The 15,661-nt window shown below is 71.2% G+C and carries 12 protein-coding genes, 1 tRNA gene and 1 pseudogene; 10 read left to right on the top strand and 4 right to left on the bottom strand.

The annotated features are described in order from the left end of the window. Window positions 1–112: 112 nt before the first annotated feature. Entirely contained in the window at window positions 113–2,764 is a 2,652-nt protein-coding gene (locus tag ABZ154_RS07735; RefSeq protein ID WP_356830034.1) for an SUKH-4 family immunity protein, read from the bottom strand. Then, window positions 2,761–3,738: an SMI1/KNR4 family protein gene (locus ABZ154_RS07730; RefSeq protein WP_356830032.1), complete on the bottom strand. Its 978-nt coding sequence runs from the start codon at window positions 3,736–3,738 to the stop codon at window positions 2,761–2,763. Before ABZ154_RS07730 ends, ABZ154_RS07735 begins: the two co-directional genes overlap by 4 nt. A 236-nt stretch (window positions 3,739–3,974) precedes the next feature. Between ABZ154_RS07730 and ABZ154_RS07725 the strand changes: the two genes are divergently transcribed. Further along, window positions 3,975–4,508, top strand: coding sequence for a YwqJ-related putative deaminase (locus ABZ154_RS07725; RefSeq protein WP_356830030.1), 534 nt, complete (start codon window positions 3,975–3,977; stop codon window positions 4,506–4,508). Window positions 4,509–4,518: 10 nt separating this feature from the next. Beyond that, window positions 4,519–5,040 (top strand): SUKH-3 domain-containing protein, encoded by a 522-nt coding sequence (locus ABZ154_RS07720; RefSeq protein WP_356830028.1) that lies wholly within the window; start codon window positions 4,519–4,521, stop codon window positions 5,038–5,040. A 72-nt stretch (window positions 5,041–5,112) separates the two neighbouring features. Here ABZ154_RS07720 and ABZ154_RS07715 read toward each other — a convergent pair whose 3' ends face one another. Beyond that, window positions 5,113–6,444, bottom strand: a complete 1,332-nt coding sequence (locus ABZ154_RS07715) for a histidine kinase (protein ID WP_356830026.1) — start codon at window positions 6,442–6,444, stop codon at window positions 5,113–5,115. A 156-nt stretch (window positions 6,445–6,600) separates the two neighbouring features. Here ABZ154_RS07715 and ABZ154_RS07710 point away from each other — a divergent pair. The 8 genes and pseudogenes from ABZ154_RS07710 (at window position 6,601) to ABZ154_RS07675 (ending at window position 12,698) form a co-directional block, all read left to right on the top strand. Next, window positions 6,601–6,966: pseudogene (locus ABZ154_RS07710) on the top strand (hypothetical protein). A 64-nt stretch (window positions 6,967–7,030) separates the two neighbouring features. Continuing rightward, window positions 7,031–7,103, top strand: a tRNA-Gln gene (locus tag ABZ154_RS07705). Window positions 7,104–7,210: 107 nt separating this feature from the next. Next, window positions 7,211–8,659: a bifunctional UDP-N-acetylglucosamine diphosphorylase/glucosamine-1-phosphate N-acetyltransferase GlmU gene (gene glmU, locus ABZ154_RS07700; RefSeq protein ID WP_356830024.1), complete on the top strand. Its 1,449-nt coding sequence runs from the start codon at window positions 7,211–7,213 to the stop codon at window positions 8,657–8,659. Window positions 8,660–8,778: 119 nt separating this feature from the next. After that, window positions 8,779–9,756, top strand: a complete 978-nt coding sequence (locus tag ABZ154_RS07695) for a ribose-phosphate diphosphokinase (RefSeq protein ID WP_015609053.1) — start codon at window positions 8,779–8,781, stop codon at window positions 9,754–9,756. 219 nt (window positions 9,757–9,975) lie between these two features. Next, window positions 9,976–10,560 (top strand): 50S ribosomal protein L25/general stress protein Ctc, encoded by a 585-nt coding sequence (locus ABZ154_RS07690; RefSeq protein ID WP_356830022.1) that lies wholly within the window; start codon window positions 9,976–9,978, stop codon window positions 10,558–10,560. A gap of 153 nt (window positions 10,561–10,713) precedes the next feature. After that, window positions 10,714–11,307, top strand: a complete 594-nt coding sequence (gene pth / locus ABZ154_RS07685) for an aminoacyl-tRNA hydrolase (RefSeq protein WP_356830020.1) — start codon at window positions 10,714–10,716, stop codon at window positions 11,305–11,307. Window positions 11,308–11,346: 39 nt separating this feature from the next. Beyond that, window positions 11,347–11,790, top strand: coding sequence for a hypothetical protein (locus ABZ154_RS07680; RefSeq protein ID WP_356830018.1), 444 nt, complete (start codon window positions 11,347–11,349; stop codon window positions 11,788–11,790). A gap of 122 nt (window positions 11,791–11,912) precedes the next feature. Further along, on the top strand, window positions 11,913–12,698 hold the full coding sequence (locus tag ABZ154_RS07675) for an LPXTG cell wall anchor domain-containing protein (RefSeq protein ID WP_356830016.1): 786 nt from the start codon (window positions 11,913–11,915) through the stop codon (window positions 12,696–12,698). Window positions 12,699–12,872: 174 nt separating this feature from the next. On the opposite strand, the gene ppc is transcribed toward ABZ154_RS07675, so the two are convergent. Further along, complete coding sequence (ppc, locus tag ABZ154_RS07670; RefSeq protein WP_356830014.1) at window positions 12,873–15,602, bottom strand: phosphoenolpyruvate carboxylase; 2,730 nt, start codon at window positions 15,600–15,602, stop codon at window positions 12,873–12,875. Between the last annotated feature and the right edge of the window lie 59 nt (window positions 15,603–15,661).

Here is a 15,661-nt window from a genome sequence, read left to right as displayed (position 1 = left end):
GGCGCTTTCAGGACGCAATGCGACCGGCGTCACACGCCCGGTACGCCACGAGGCACCCGATCCGTCCCCGGACCAGGTGCCTCGTACGACATCTACCGGCCAGCGGTACGGATCAGAGCAGACCGTCCCACATCTGCTCCAGCAGCACCGACCACCAGCTCTCCGGCGACGCCAGCGCCGCCGGATCCAGCGCCACCAGCTGTGCCTGGAAATCGACGGTCCAACGGCCCGCCTGCTCGGGGGTCAGCCCGAACCGGAGCCGCCACATCCGGCCCAGCAGCGCCATCGACCGCACGAACTCCGGCAGCCCCGTGTTCACGAACTGCGGCGCCACCGACTGGCCACCCGCACCCGCCTCCACCGGCACGGCCACGATGTTCGCCGTCCCGTACTGGACACAGATCGCCCGCCCGAAGTCCGTACCCATCACCAGGTACGACCCAGCATCCGGCGCCGCCTGCACCTGGCGCTGCACCGCCAGCTCACCCAGCGTCGGCACCACCGGCTGCCCCGGCTGCGCCCAGAAGAACGGCCCGAAATCGGCGGGCAGCCCCGCCCACACCAACGTACGGGCGACGATCTCGGGCACACCCTGACGCGACACCGCACGCTCATCGAACCGCAGGATCCCCTGCGGACCGAACGCCTGCAGCAACTCCTCGGCCACCGCCTCCGGCGGCAACGCCGGCGCGGGCGGCAACTGCGGCAGCGCGGCCCGCAGCGGAGCCGGCCGCGCCGGGCCGTCCGCCACCTGGTGCAGCTCACCCTGATGCGTCAGCAGATGCTGCATGCCCTGCTGACGGCTCGCGTGATCGGTGCCGTACGGCGCCACGCTGGTGATCCGCACCTGCGGCCAGGTCTCCCGGATCATCCGGGCGCAGTACCCGCCGGGCAGCTCACAGGACTCCAGCTCCGTGTGCAGCTCGATCACCTGCTGCGGCGGCACGTTCATCGCCCGCAGCTCGTGCAGCATCTGCCACTCGGGGTGCGGAGTACCCGGCGCCGAACGCCGGATCAGCTGCTGCTCACTGCCGTCCGGAGCCCGGAACCGCAACACCGCCTGGTAGCCCGGACCCACGGTCGGCAGACCGCTCGGCTGCTGCGGATAGCCGTACGCCGGCGGCGGCGGGGTGTGCGGGCCGCCGGACTGAGGCGTCTGCGGTACGGGGCCGTGGGCACCGCCCTGCGGAGCACCGGGCGGACCGGGCGGACCCGGAGGACCGGGAGGACCCGGGGGGTTGGGCGGGCCGGGGACCGGGATCGCGCCGGAGCTCGCGAACATCGTCTCGGCGTGGTGCATCCCGCCGGGGGGCGGTGTGGAGCCGGGCGGAGGCCCAGGAGGCCCAGGGGGCCCCGGCGGCCCGGGCGGCTGCGGGGCACCGGGGACACCGGGAGGGCCCGGGGGCAGCGGAGCTCCCGGGGCCCCGGGAGGGCGGGGCGTGCCCGAGGACGGGACACCCGCGCCGATGCTGCTCCCGTCGGCGAGCATCGTCGCCGCGTGGTGGACTCCGCCGCCGCCCGGAGGCGGCGTGGAGCCCGGCGGCGGGCCGGGAGGAGCGGGCGGGCCGGGCGGCGGGGTGGCGCCGGGCGGGCCGAGCTGGGAGACCAGCTGCGTCGGGATGTACCCGCCCGCCGGAGCACCGGGCGCACCCGGGCCCGAGGGCGGCGGCGTCGCACCCGGGTGTACGCCGGGGATCCCGGGCGCACCGGGCGGCGGCGGGGTCGCCGAACCCGCCCCACGCGAACCGCGCGGCGGGACCACGGCCTTGCTGGTCGCCGCGTCCGCGATGTCCCCGGCACCCGGGGAGGAGGCCTGCGGGCCCGCGGAGTCCGGGGCGCCCTGGCCGGGCCTGAGCGTGGGAGCAACCTGCGTACGCGGCAGCCGGCTGCCCCCCGACATCAGCGCGGTCGGCGCCTCCGCCGACACCACCGGTGGCGGGGCCTCCTCGTCGTCCGTCCCCGAGAGCGGCGGAGCGAACACCGTCGCGGGCAGCGGAACGGCCCCGTCGTCGGAGTCGAAGGAGTTGGTGTCCGTACCGGCCCACGGGGTCGCGTCGGCGGGCACGCCATCGGAGGCCGTGGGCTCGTAGGCCGCCCCGCCCGCGCTGCCGCCCGCGGCGGGCCAGGAGGTGGAGGAACCACCGGAAGAAGGGGCGGGAGCGGGAGTGGCCGGGGCCGGTACCGCGTCCGCAGGGGCGGGCGCGGGCTCATCGGCGGGGGCGGGCGCGGACGTCCCGCCCGACGCCGGGCCTGACGCACGCCCGGCCGGCGTCGGAGCCGACGGTGACACCGATCCGTCGGAAGCAGAAGCAGAGGCGGAAGCAGAAGCAGCCGCGTCCGCCTCCTCCTCCGCCGCCCGCCGCTCCGCCCGGTGGTCCGGGATCCCCAGCTTGTCCGCCGCCTCCTGCAGCCACTCCGGAGGCGTCAGCAGGAACGACGTCTGGTTCAGATCCACCCGTTGCGGCGGCTCCGGCGCGGCGGCCGGCGCACCCGCCGGAGCCCCGTACTCCTCCTCGTACCGCCGGATCACCTCACCCACCGGCAGCCCCGGCCACAACGTCGCCTCGCCGCTGTCCCGGGCGATCACCAGCCGCTGACGACCACCGTCCGAGACCGGACCCTCCGCCCGGTCCTCGGCCCACACCACGAACCCCAGCTCGAACTCACGGACCCGGACCTCACGGTGCTGGTACGCGGGCACGTCACCGTTGACCCACTCGTCCGCCCGCTCCTGCGCCTGCGCGAAAGTCACCACCGCGCTCACCCCTCCACCGGGACGGCGCGCGCGAAGCCACCGTCCACCATCAGGTTCGCCACCGTCTCCAGCTCCGGCGGGTTGCCCGCCAGCCGCTGGAGGAAGACGTCGAAGTCCGCACCGCAGGGCAGCAACAACCGCTCCACGCGCTCCTGCACGCTCCAGCCGTCCTGGTCCCGGGCATCGTCGTACGGGCAGAACCACACCGAACCGACGTCCTGCCCCCGCACCTTCACGGCCAGGATCCCGCCCTGGGCGAAAGCGACGCCCAGGTAGTCCTTGGTGAAGTGGTCCCGCAGACACTTGTTCACGTACACCAAGTCGTTCACAGCCGCCTCGTCACGCACCGTGAAGAACGGCTGGTCCACCAGCAGCCCCAGCTCGGCATCCAGCGCGGCCCCGACGGGGGCCGAACCGCCCGCCGCCTTGAGGAAGGAGCGGTAGGCGCCCGGCAAGCGGTAACCGAGATCCTCCTCGACGCCCTGGACCTGCTGCTCGCTCACCGCGACCGCACCCTTGGGCAGCCGGAAATGCGCCGGACGGGTCTCCTGCAACGGGCGCGTACCCCGCCGGTTCTGGTCCACCTCCGCCGTCGCCAGACCACCGTGATGACGCAGCAGCGCCTTCACCTCGACCGGCACCAGCTCCATCCGCCGGCCACCCGACACGTGGTGCCAGGTCCAGCCGTGCGGCGTCGCCACCGCCTCGATCGTGTCCCACAGCTCATGGCCGGACGCCGCCATCGCCGCGTTCGCCGACACGTAATCGGTCAGCCGCAGCTCGTCGACACCGAACCCCTGCGGAGGGTCGGCGATCTCGGCCGCGGCCCGCGCGTACGGCGAGAAATCCGGATGGCCGCCGTCGCCCACACGCACACCTCTGGGATGGCGGGACGCCCGGACCGGGTCCGGGAAGTGCACGACCTGACCGGCATAGGCCGCGTTCGGTGGCACGGCTTGCTGCCCGAGCCGACCTGTCGTCATGGCGGTTGCCCCCTGCTGCGTCTGGTGGTTCCGCACAGCCTAAGCGGTGGGGCAACAGGGGGTCCCGCCCCGCCGATTCCGTCACCGACGGTCACATTCACGTGACGGTGAGGCGACGGTCCCGCACCTTCCGGCGACACGCGCACACGTTTCCCCCACCCAGCTTCCCCACCACCCTGCACATTTGGCAGGCTGTCCCCGCAACTCGGGGGATTGCAGGGAGGGACGACCGCACCATGCATTCAGCACAAACAGTCACCAATGGAACATCAGGGGACCCGCGACTCAACTGGAGCAGCACCGAGACCAGCCGCACGCCTCACCTGCTCCACCGCCGCGACGGGATCCTCCCCGCCGTGGCCGCCGCGCTGTCCGTACGCGGAGAGACACTCACCTGCACCGCCGGCAAGGGGGACCAGCCGCCGGCCCTGCACCCGCTCATCCAGGATTTCCTCGACACCCTCACCAGCGGCCAGCGCGAACGCTTCACCGGCCGCTGCCCCGAGGCCATACTGCTCTCCCGGCAGCTCACCGCCACCGAGAGCGGCCGCTCCAAACGCGCCCAGCGAAAACCCCTGACCAACGGGGAAGCCCGCCGCGCGCTCAAACACTCCCGGCTCACCGCCCGCCGCATCCGCGAGGACGGCGACCCGCTCCACGGAAGCTACGCACCACCCTGCCGATCCTGTTCGGCGCTCCTCTCCCACTTCGGCGTACGCCCCGTCGACCTCACCACCACCGGCGCCGCGACCACCGCCGAGAAGGGCTGACCGCCCACCGATGCACGACCAGCACCCGCACCTTCCGCAGCAGCAGCACAACTCCACCCGCTTCCCCGTCGCCGTCGACGCCGCCCTGCGCACAGCGGGGTGGCAACCCGGCCGCTGGGACATCCGGCAGGCCGAGGAATGGGCCGACGCCCTGCGCGCCCACACCTCGCCCGCCGGGCACCGGCACGCGGTCTTCCCGGCGGCGGTCGAGGCCTGGGCGGAGTTCGGGGCCCTGCACATCACGGCGACCGCACCGGGCCGGCACATCGCACCCGCCGCCGTCCGCATAGACCCGCTGCACGGGCTGCACCTCGCCCGCACACTGGGCGACCTGGGACGAGCCCTGGAGACGGAGGTCGCCCCGCTGGGGGCGGAGGGCGAGGAACAGGCCGTCCTCGCGATCGACACCGAGGGACGGGTCTACGGCATCGACCACACGGGCGACTGGTTCCTGGGCCAGGACATCGACGAGGCCCTGGCGACGCTGATCACGGGGACGCAACCGGCACGCCTGTCCAGCCCGCCCGGCTGACGCGGCCCAGCGACCGACCGGCCCATCCGGCTGACGCGGACCCGACCGACCGGCCCAGCCCCTCCGGCCGCCTCAGCCGGACGGGCCGGAAGCGTCCGGCAGCACCGCCGACACCCGGAACCCGCCCGCGTCCGTAGGACCGGACACGAACACACCCCCCAGCCCCAGCACCCGCTCCCGCATCCCCACCAACCCGTTCCCCCCGCTCGGCAGCCCCGCATCCGCCGCCGCCGCGTCCGAAGGACCGTTCTCCACCTGCATCGCGACCTCGGCCCCCCGATGCGCCAGCCGCACCCACGTCTTCGCCCCCGCCGCATGCTTGTGCACGTTCGTCAGCGCCTCCTGCACCACCCGGAACGCCGTCTGCTCGACCTCCGGCGCATACGGACGCAGCTCACCGTCCACCGACAGCTCCACCACCATCCCCGCCTGCCGCGACTGCGCCACCAGCGCCTCCAGCTCGCTCAGCCGAGGCCCGTCCTCCGACGCCGCCGCCGCGGCCGCCGCAGCCGCCTGCCCCACCGACGCCAGCGGAACCGCACCCCCACCCGCCGCAACAGGCGCGATCAGCGCATCCCCGCTCCGCAACACCCCGAGCATCTCCCGCAACTCCGTAAGCGCCTGCCGCCCCATGTCCCCCACCAGCGCCGCGTTCCGCACCGCCTTCGCCGGGTCCTTCGGGGCGACGGCCTGAAGCGCCGCAGCATGGACCACCATCAAGCTCACCCGGTGGGCCACCACGTCATGCATCTCCCGCGCGATCCGGGTCCGCTCCTCCGTCCGCGCCCACTCGGCCCGCTCCTCCGCCCGGTCCGCCAGCAGCGACAGCTCCCGCTCCAGCGAGTCCGCCCGCTCCCGCAGGCTCTCCATCAGACGGCGCCGCGCCCCTATGTAGAGGCCGAACAACACGGAGGGGGCCGTCAGCCCCACCGACATGAAGACGGACACCAAGGGCACATACCAGTCCCCCGGCCCGAAATCAGCCTGCTCGGCAACGCTCTGGCGCAGCCGTACATAGGTGACGATGAACGTCCCCACCAACGACATCCCCGCCAGGACGACGGTGATCCGGCGCGGCACCTCGGATGCGGCCAGCGTGTACAGGCCCACCAGGCCCATCAGGAAGCCCATCTCGGCAGGCGTCGTCGCGATCGAGACCAGCACCACGGCGATCGGCCACCGCCGCCGTACGAGCAGCACCGAACCCGCGAGCAGCCCGAACACCACACCCACCGGCGTCGGCAACCCGGTGTTCCCGGCGAAATCAACCCCCTCCAGGCCACACTCCAGCGCCGATACCAGCGCCAGTCCCACGTCCAGGGCGACACTGCGCCGCCGTTCCCACCACCAGTAGCCGCGGGTGGTCGATCCCGCCGCCTCCCGGTCTGCCCCCGTTGCGGTCATGGCATCCAGCCTACGGGCGGCCGCATCCCATTTTCCGGTGACCGGCAACAGCACGTTCCGCGTTCGAACGAGCACGAAACACGCGCCGATCGCCCGAAATGGCGAATCGACCGCGTTTTCGACCCGAGCGTCCGCATACCGGACGACGCTCTTCCTATGACCGAGACCCCAAGCAAGTACGCCGACTTCGAGGGCCTCCGAGCCCAGGCGGTGGCGCTGCGCCAGGAAGGGCTCAGCCGCGTCAGATCCGCGACCGCCTCCAGGTCGACAACAACGACCTCCTGAACCGCCTCCTCCAGGGGGACCGCACCGGAGTGGACGAAGCGGCCCCGCGCCAAGGACCCCTCAGCCCTGGAGTACTGGGCAGACCTCGCGAAGACGGATGGCGCATCGTTCGGCAAGACCACGCTCAAGAAGCACAACCCGAAGCCCAACCGCAAGAACGTCGGCACGGGCTATCGGGGGTGTCCGGTCATCCAGGTCCAGCAAAGCGCTGACCTCTACCGTCGCATCGAGGGGTGATGGTGCGGCATAGTAGGCGGCAGCGTTTTCGGGTGAGGTCTCTCTCTGCCCGGCTGACGCGTGTTCCGCCGTAGTGTAATTGGCAGCACGGCACCCTTTGGAGGTGTTCGGTCTAGGTTCGAGTCCTAGCGGCGGAGCGACTTCGCGGGCCCCGACCACACCGGTCGGGGCCCGCCCCCATTCCCCGCCGAAACACCCCCGGTATCCTGCGGATGACCACCACCCGAAGCCGAAGGGCACATCCGTGAGCGCAACCAGCCCGGCAGCCGTCGTCGTCCTCGCAGCGGGTGAGGGCACCCGTATGAAGTCGAAGACACCCAAGGTCCTGCACGAGATCTCCGGGCGCTCGCTCGTCGGACATGTCGTCGCCGCCGCCCGTGAGCTGGACCCCCAGCACCTCGTCGTGGTCGTCGGTCACGCCAGTGAGCAGGTCACCGCGCACCTGAACGCCGGCGCCGCCCCCGTGCGCACCGCCTTCCAGGCCGAGCAGAACGGGACCGGGCACGCCGTCCGCATGGGGCTCGAAGAGCTCGGCGGGTCCGTCGACGGCACCGTGATCGTCGTCTGCGGCGACACCCCGCTGCTCTCCGGCGAGACGCTCGGCGCGCTCGCCGCCACCCACGCGGCCGACGCCAACGCGGTCACCGTCCTGACCGCCGAGGTCCCGGACTCCACCGGTTACGGGCGCATCGTGCGCGACGCGGCCTCGGGTGCGGTCACCGAGATCGTCGAGCACAAGGACGCCACCGACGAGCAGCGGGCGATCCCGGAGATCAACTCCGGGGTGTTCGCGTTCGACGGGTCGCTGCTGGCCGACGCGCTGGGCAAGGTGCGCACCGACAACAGCCAGGGCGAGGAGTACCTCACCGATGTGCTCTCCATCCTGCGCGAGGCGGGCCACCGGGTCGGGGCGTCCGTGGCGGGTGACCACCGGGAGATCCTCGGCATCAACAACCGGCTCCAGCTCGCCGAGGCGCGTCGGCTGCTGAACGAGCGGCTGCTGGAGCGGGCGATGCTCGCGGGCGTGACGGTCGTGGACCCGGCGTCCACGATGATCGACGCGACCGTGACGTACGAGCGTGACGCGGTCGTGCACCCGGGGACGCAGCTGCTGGGGACGACGCATCTCGCGGAGGACAGTGAAGTGGGGCCGAACTCGCGGCTCAAGGACACCGTCGTGCACGCCGGGGCCCGGGTGGACAACTCCGTGACGGACTCGGCCGAGGTCGGTCCGGGGGCGTCCGTGGGGCCGTACGCGTATCTGCGGCCGGGGACGCGGCTGGGGACGAAGGCCAAGGCCGGTACGTACGTGGAGATGAAGAACGCCACGATCGGCGAGGGGACGAAGGTCCCGCATCTCAGCTACGTCGGTGACGCGACCATCGGTGATCACACCAACATCGGTGCGGCCAGCGTCTTCGTGAACTACGACGGGGTGGCCAAGCACCACACGACGATCGGATCCCACTGCCGTACCGGTTCGGACAATATGTTTGTGGCACCCGTCACGGTCGGGGACGGGGTCTACACCGCCGCCGGGTCGGTCATCACGAAGGACGTCCCCTCCGGTTCGCTCGCCGTGGCGCGGGGCCAGCAGCGGAATATCGAGGGTTGGGTGGCCCGGAAGCGTCCGGGCAGCGCCGCGGCTCAGGCTGCTCAGGCGTCGCCGCAGGGAGCCGACGGCGAAAGCTGACCGGAATCAGGTGCGCCGGTGACGGCGTACCGTGATAGATGCTCACCCATTTCGGCTGGCTCGTTGCACATCGGGACCTATGCGTGCAGCGCCAGATACACGTCTGAGGAGACTGTGCTGTGACCGGGATCAAGACGACCGGCGAGAAGAAACTGATGCTCTTCTCCGGCCGCGCCCACCCCGAGCTGGCCGAGGAGGTCGCACATCAACTGGGTGTCGGTCTCGTGCCGACGAAGGCCTTCGATTTCGCCAACGGTGAGATCTACGTGCGGTTCCAGGAGTCGGCACGTGGCGCGGACTGCTTCCTGATCCAGAGCCACACGGCTCCGATCAACAAGTGGATCATGGAGCAGCTGATCATGCTGGACGCGCTGAAGCGCGCGTCGGCGCGTTCGATCACGGTGATCGTGCCGTTCTACGGGTATGCCCGTCAGGACAAGAAGCACCGTGGCCGTGAGCCGATCTCGGCGCGCATGGTGGCGGACCTGATGGCGACGGCGGGTGCGGACCGGATTCTCACGGTCGATCTGCACACGGACCAGATCCAGGGTTTCTTCGACGGTCCGGTGGACCACCTGTTCGCGCTGCCGATCCTGGCGGACTACGTGGGCGCGAAGGTGGACCGTTCCAAGCTGACGATCGTGTCGCCGGACGCGGGCCGTGTGCGGGTCGCCGACCGCTGGTGCGACCGGCTGGACGCGCCGCTGGCGATCGTGCACAAGCGCCGTGACAAGGACGTGCCGAACCAGGTCTCCGTCCACGAGGTCGTCGGTAACGTCGAGGGCCGGGTCTGTGTGCTGGTCGACGACATGATCGACACGGGTGGCACGATCTGTGCGGCCGCGGACGCGCTGTTCGCGCACGGTGCGGAGGACGTCATCGTGACGGCGACGCACGGTGTGCTGTCGGGTCCGGCGGCGGACCGGCTGAAGAACTCGAAGGTGAGCGAGTTCGTGTTCACGGACACGCTGCCGACCCCGGGTGAGCTGGAGCTGGACAAGATCACGGTGCTGTCGATCGCGCCGACGATCGCGCGTGCGGTGCGTGAGGTGTTCGAGGACGGTTCGGTGACGAGCCTCTTCGAGGAGCAGGGCTGACAGGGGGATCGACAACGGGCCCTGTGGCCCGCTGTTGATCCACTTTGGGGGACGGCCTCCACGCCGGGTAGACTCACCGAGTTGCTCGGCGAGGGAGGCCGTACCTGTGTGTACGGTGCTCCGTTATCGACGCGCTCTTCGTAGCAGGCCTGTCGTGGGCCGGGTGACCGTTCGAGATCCGTTTCCGACGGTTTCCGTCACCTGACGAGGAGTGCAACCATGGCTGAGATCAAGCTCGCCACCGAGGTCCGTACCGAGTTCGGCAAGGGCGCTGCCCGCCGTATCCGTCGTGCCAACCAGGTCCCCGCGGTCGTCTACGGCCACGGTGCCGAGTCGGTCCACATCACGCTGCCGGGTCACGAGCTGCTGCTCGCGCTGCGTACGGCCAACGTGCTGATCGGTCTGGAGATCGACGGCAAGGACACGCTGGTCATCCCGAAGGCCGTGCAGCGTCACCCCCTCAAGGGCACCATCGAGCACGTCGACCTGCTGACCGTGAAGCGCGGCGAGAAGGTCAACGTCGAGATCGCGGTGCACGCCGAGGGCGACCTGGCGCCGGGTGCCAACCTGCTCGAGTTCGTGCTGAACACGCTGCTCGTCGAGGCCGAGGCCACCCACATCCCCGAGTCCGTGACGGTCTCCGTCGCGGGCCTGGACGCCGGTGACTCGATCTCCGCCAAGGACATCCCGCTGCCGAAGGGCTCCGTGCTCGCCGGTGACGAGGACGCGATCGTGATCCAGGTCGTCTCCGCGCAGGCCGAGGAGCCGTCCGCGGAGGGCGAGACCGAGACCGTCGAGGCCTGAGCCCTCGCCGCTCCCGTTCGGCCTGCTTGACGCTTCACCTGCTTGACGTTCCACCTGCTTGACTGACGGGGTGGTGGTTCCCTTCCGGGGGAGCCGCCGCCCCGTTTGCCTGTGCCATGAGTCGTATGCCGTATGTGAGGAGACCGAGCGCTGATGTCCGACGCCACCGACCCCTGGCTCATCGTGGGCCTCGGCAATCCCGGCCCCGAGTACGCGGCGAACCGGCACAACGTCGGGTTCATGGTGGCCGATCTGCTGGCCGAGCGGATCGGCGGGAAGTTCAAGCGGGCGCAGAAGGCGCAGGCGCAGGTGGTGGAGGGGCGGATCGGTCCGCCGGGTCCGGGGAGCCGGCGGGTGGTGCTGGCGAAGCCGATGGCGTACATGAATCTGTCGGGCGGGCCGGTGACGGCGTTGCGGGACTTCTACAAGGTGCCGTTGGACCATGTCGTGGCGGTCCACGACGAGCTGGACATCGATTACGGGATGTTGCGGCTGAAGCTGGGGGGCGGGGACAACGGGCACAACGGGCTGAAGTCGATGACGAAGTCGATGGGTCCGGGTTATCACCGGGTGCGGTTCGGGATCGGGCGGCCGCCGGGGCGGATGCAGGTCGCGGATTTCGTGCTGAAGGATTTCGGGTCGGTGGAGCGCAAGGAGCTGGCGTTCCTGGTGGACCGGGCGGCGGACGGGGTGGAGTGTCTGTTGGCGGAGGGGCTGGAGCGGGCGCAGAGCGCGTACAACTCCTGACCGGCCGCGCGGATGGGTCCGACTGTACGATCGCGGCTCATGACATACGTCCGTAGCGTCGCGGTGGTCCTGGTCATCCTGCTCCTGCTTGTCGCGGGAGTCTGGGCCTCGTGGGAGTCGGCGCACCACGTGCTGCTGCCCAAAGGGCGGCAGCACGGTGTTCTCACGGTGGCCGCGTGCGGTGAGCAGATGTGTGACGGCCGTTATGTTCCCGACGGTGAAGGTCCGCCGCGCGCTGCGGTGACCATCGAGCGGTCGGTGGCGGTTCACGCAGGCCGGGGGCTGCCTGTGGTGGTGAAGCCGGGCACGGATGTGGCGGTCCGGACGGGGTGGGGTGGAGGTCTGCACGCCTGGTTGCCGCTGGGCGGGGCGATGCTGCTGGCGGCCCCGCTGGCGGCGGGTGGTCTGCGGGCGACGCGGACGGCGTGGTCGCTGGCGGGGGCCGGCGGGGTGCTCGTGGTGGCGACGTTCCTCGCGGTGTGACCGTGGTCCCGGGGGAGCCGCGATTGTTATGAACTGGCGGGCCGGGGCGGATCGGGGGGCGGCTAAGATGCCCCTTCGCCGCCCTCCACGGCAAATTTCACCTCTCAGATGGACGAGTGCCCATGCAACGCTTCCTGACTCCGTTCGGTGCGCTGGTCGCTGCCGTGACGACCTGTCTCGTGCTGGCCCCGGCCGCCGCAGCCACGGACGGCCCGAACCACCCGACCCTGCGCCAGCAACTTCCTTTGACTGCAGCCGAGTTCGCCGACGGGAAGGCCTCTGAGGAGTGCCCGGGCGTCCCGGCCGACAAGGATGGCTGGCATTTCATCCTCCCTGGCAACTCCGCGATCTTCACCAAGCTGACGGTCACTTTCGAGCCGGGCGGCGAGCAGGAGATCACGGTCTTCGGGCCGCCCAAGGACGACCACGCCTACGCCATCTCCGAGCCGGGTGCCGAGCTGACCGCGATCAGTGCGGAGATCAAGGGCACGGTCAAGCACAACAAGTTCAACCTGTCGCACACCTGCCCGGCCTCGGTGACTCCGACGCCGTCGGGCACCCCCACCGACACCCCCACCGACACCCCGACGGACACGCCGACGAGCACCCCGACGGACACGCCCACCGGCACTCCGACGAGCACCCCGACCGACGAGCCGGGCTCGACCCCGTCGGCCACCGCTCCGGCCACGACCACGCCGGAGTCACCGGGTGTGGCTCCGTCCGCCTCGGAGAGCGCGGGTACGGGTACGGGTACGGGTACGGGCACCGGCACCGGCGACCTGGCCGAGACCGGTTCCAGTGTCCCGGTGGGCGTCTTGGCCGCCACCGCCGTCGCCCTCGCTGGTGCCGGCGCCTTCCTGGTGACCCGCCGCCGCAAGACGCAGCAGTCGGCCGCCCAGGGCTGATACCCGGGGCCGAGGGCCGCACCGCACCCACGCGATGCGCTCCTGAGGCCCCACCGAGACGATCTCGAACCGCTCTCCGCCTGCCGGTCCCCTGCCGAGGCGGCACGGGACCGGCCGAGACGCCGGAGTGCCCCCGCCGACCGGGTCGGCGGGGGCACTCCGGCGTTCCGTGGGTCAGCCGGTGTTGCGCAGGCCCGCCGCGACGCCGTTGACGGTGAGCAGCAGGGCGCGGGCCAGGAGCGGGTCGGGCTCTTCGCCGCGTGCGGCGGCCTGCCGCTGGCGGGCGAGCAGGGAGACCTGGAGGTAGGAGATCGGGTCCAGGTAGGCGTCGCGGATGGAGAAGGTCTGCTGGAGCACGGGGCTGGTGCCGAGCAGTTCGGTGGAGCCGGTGACCTTGAGGACTTCCTTGACGGTCAGCGCGTGCTCGGTCTCGATGGCGTCGAAGACGTGCTTCAGCTCGTCGGGGACCAGCGTGTCGACGTAGTGCCGGGCGATGCGCAGGTCGGTCTTGGCGAGGGTCATCTCCACGTTGGAGAGGAAGTTCCGGAAGAAGTGCCACTGCTCGTGCATCTCTTCGAGGACGGTGTCGAGTCCGGCTTCGCGCAGGGCCTTGAGGCCGGAGCCGACGCCGTACCAGCCGGGCACGATCTGTCGCGACTGGGTCCAGCCGAAGACCCACGGGATGGCGCGCAGGCCGTCGAGCGAGACGCCCGAGCCGGGGCGGCGGGAGGGCCGTGATCCCAGGTGCAGGTCGGCGAGCTGGTCGACGGGGGTGGAGGCGAGGAAGTACGCGGGCAGGTCCGGGTCCTCGACGAGCTTGCGGTAGGCGATGTGCGCCGCGTCGGAGACGGTGTCCATGGCCGCGTCCCAGCGGGCCAGGGCCTCGTCGGACTGGCGGGGCGAGGTGTGGAGGGCGGAGGCCTGGAGGGTGGCCGCGACGGTCAGTTCCAGGTTCTCGCGGGCGAGGGCGGGGATGAGGTACTTGTCGGAGATGACCTCGCCCTGTTCGGTCACCTTGATCTCGCCTTCCAGCGTTCCCCAGGGCTGGGCGAGGATCGCGTCGTGGGAGGGGCCGCCGCCGCGGCCGACGGTGCCGCCGCGGCCGTGGAAGAGGCGCAGGCGTACGCCGTAGCGGTGGGCGACGTCGCGGAGGCGGCGCTGGGCGCGGTGGATCTCCCATTGGGAGGTGGTGATGCCGCCGAACTTGGAGGAGTCGCTGTAGCCGAGCATGACCTCCTGGACGTCGCCGCGGAGGGATACGAGGCGGCGGTAGGAGGGGTCGGCGAGCATCTGGTCGAGGATGACGTCGGCGGCCTTGAGCTCGTCGGTGGTCTCCAGGAGCGGGACGATGCCGATCTTGGCCCAGCCGGCGTGGAGGTCGAGGAGTCCGGCCTCGCGGGCGAGGACGGCGGCGGCGAAGACGTCGTCGGCGCCCTGGCACATCGAGATGATGTAGGACTCGATGACTTCGGGGCCGAAGCGTTCGAAGGCTTCCTTGATGGTGTGGAAGACGCCGAGGGTCTTCTCGCCGGCTGCGTCGAGCGGGGCGGGGGTGGGGGCGAGGGGCCGGCGGGAGCGGAGTTCCTTGGCGAGGAGCTTCTGCCGGTAGTCGCGGGGCATGTCGGCGTAGCGCCAGGACTCCTCGCCGAGGCGGTCGAAGAGCTGGCCGAGTGCGTGGTGGTGGGCGTCGGCGTGTTCGCGTACGTCCATGGTGGCGAGCTGGAGGCCGAAGGCGGACAGGGTGCGGATGGTGCGGTCCATGCGGCCGTCGGCGAAGAGGCCGCCCTTGTGCTCGCGCAGGGAGGTCTGGATGAGGGCGAGGTCGGCGATGAGTTCGGAGGTGCCGAGGTAGTCGCAGCCGGGGCGGTGGGGGGTGCCCTTGGCGAGGCGCTCGCGGGTGTTGACGAGCTTCTGCCGGATGCAGGTGGCCTTGAGGCGGTAGGGCTCCTCGGCGTTCAGCCGCTTGTAACGGGGGCTGATGTCGGGGAGGCGTTCCAGGTCGGCCTGGAGGGAGGTGAGGAGCTCGTCGGTGGCTCCGGTGTAGCGGATGGAGTTGGAGAGCAGGCCGCGCAGGTAGTCGATGAGTTCGAGTGCGTCGGTGATGCCGTGCTCGTGCTGGAGGATGAGGACGTCCCAGGTGACGGCGGGGGTCACGTTGGGGTTGCCGTCGCGGTCGCCGCCGATCCAGGTGCCGAAGGTAAGGGGGCGGGTGCCGGCGGGGAGTTCGACGCCGACGCGTTCCAGTTCGGCGGCGAGGTCTTCGAGGACGTCGCCGACGGCGCCTGTGTGGAGCTCGTCGAGGTAGTAGATGGCGTTGCGGGCCTCGTCGGCGGGCTCCGGGCGGACGACGCGCAGTTCGTCGGTCTGCCAGATGAGGTCGATGTTCTCGGCGAGCCGGAGGTCGTGGCGGCGGCGGTCGGCCTCGATGACCGGGGTCTCGAGCAGTTCGGCGATGCGGCGGAGCTTGTTGAGGACGGAGCGGCGCGCGGCCTCGGTGGGGTGGGCGGTGAAGACCGGCCGGACGTTCAGGTTCTTGACGGTGGCGCGCAGGTGCTCGGGGTCGGCGTCCTTGAGCCGGTCGGCGGTGCGGGCGAGGAGCCCGCCTTCGGCGGCCCGGCGGTCGCGCATCTCGTGGGCGCGGTGGACCTGCTCGGTGACGTTGGCGAGGTGGAAGTAGGTGGAGAAGGCGCGCACGAGCTGTGCGGCGGTCTCCAGGTCGGTGTCGCCGAGGAGTGCGGCCGCCGCTTCGCCGTCGGTGCGGGTCAGGGCGCGTACCCGCTCGACGAGGTCGAGGAGTTCCTGGCCTTCCTGGCGTACGAGGGTCTCGCCGAGGAGGTCGCCGAGGCGGCGGATGTCGGCGCGCAGCTCGGGGCTGGCGGCGGGGGTCTGGTCGGCACTGCTCACAGTGTGCGGCTCCTTGCAGTGAATGAGGAGGTGCGTCGCTTCGGCGTCTCCCGGTGGTG

The organism is Streptomyces sp. NPDC006261 (assembly GCF_040613515.1).
Lineage (GTDB): Bacteria > Actinomycetota > Actinomycetes > Streptomycetales > Streptomycetaceae > Streptomyces.
The sequence above is the reverse complement of the archived record's forward strand: the minus strand, read 5'-3'. Positions and strand labels throughout refer to the sequence as shown.

Bases quoted from the DNA above. Each gene is read 5' to 3' on its own strand.
- ABZ154_RS07730 (WP_356830032.1), bottom strand. From the start codon at position 3,738: ATGACGACAGGTCGGCTCGGGCAGCAAGCCGTGCCACCGAACGCGGCC.
- ABZ154_RS07725 (WP_356830030.1), top strand. From the start codon at position 3,975: ATGCATTCAGCACAAACAGTCACCAATGGAACATCAGGGGACCCGCGA.
- ABZ154_RS07720 (WP_356830028.1), top strand. From the start codon at position 4,519: ATGCACGACCAGCACCCGCACCTTCCGCAGCAGCAGCACAACTCCACC.
- ABZ154_RS07715 (WP_356830026.1), bottom strand. From the start codon at position 6,444: ATGACCGCAACGGGGGCAGACCGGGAGGCGGCGGGATCGACCACCCGC.
- ABZ154_RS07690 (WP_356830022.1), top strand. From the start codon at position 9,976: ATGGCTGAGATCAAGCTCGCCACCGAGGTCCGTACCGAGTTCGGCAAG.
- pth (WP_356830020.1), top strand. From the start codon at position 10,714: ATGTCCGACGCCACCGACCCCTGGCTCATCGTGGGCCTCGGCAATCCC.
- ABZ154_RS07680 (WP_356830018.1), top strand. From the start codon at position 11,347: ATGACATACGTCCGTAGCGTCGCGGTGGTCCTGGTCATCCTGCTCCTG.
- ABZ154_RS07675 (WP_356830016.1), top strand. From the start codon at position 11,913: ATGCAACGCTTCCTGACTCCGTTCGGTGCGCTGGTCGCTGCCGTGACG.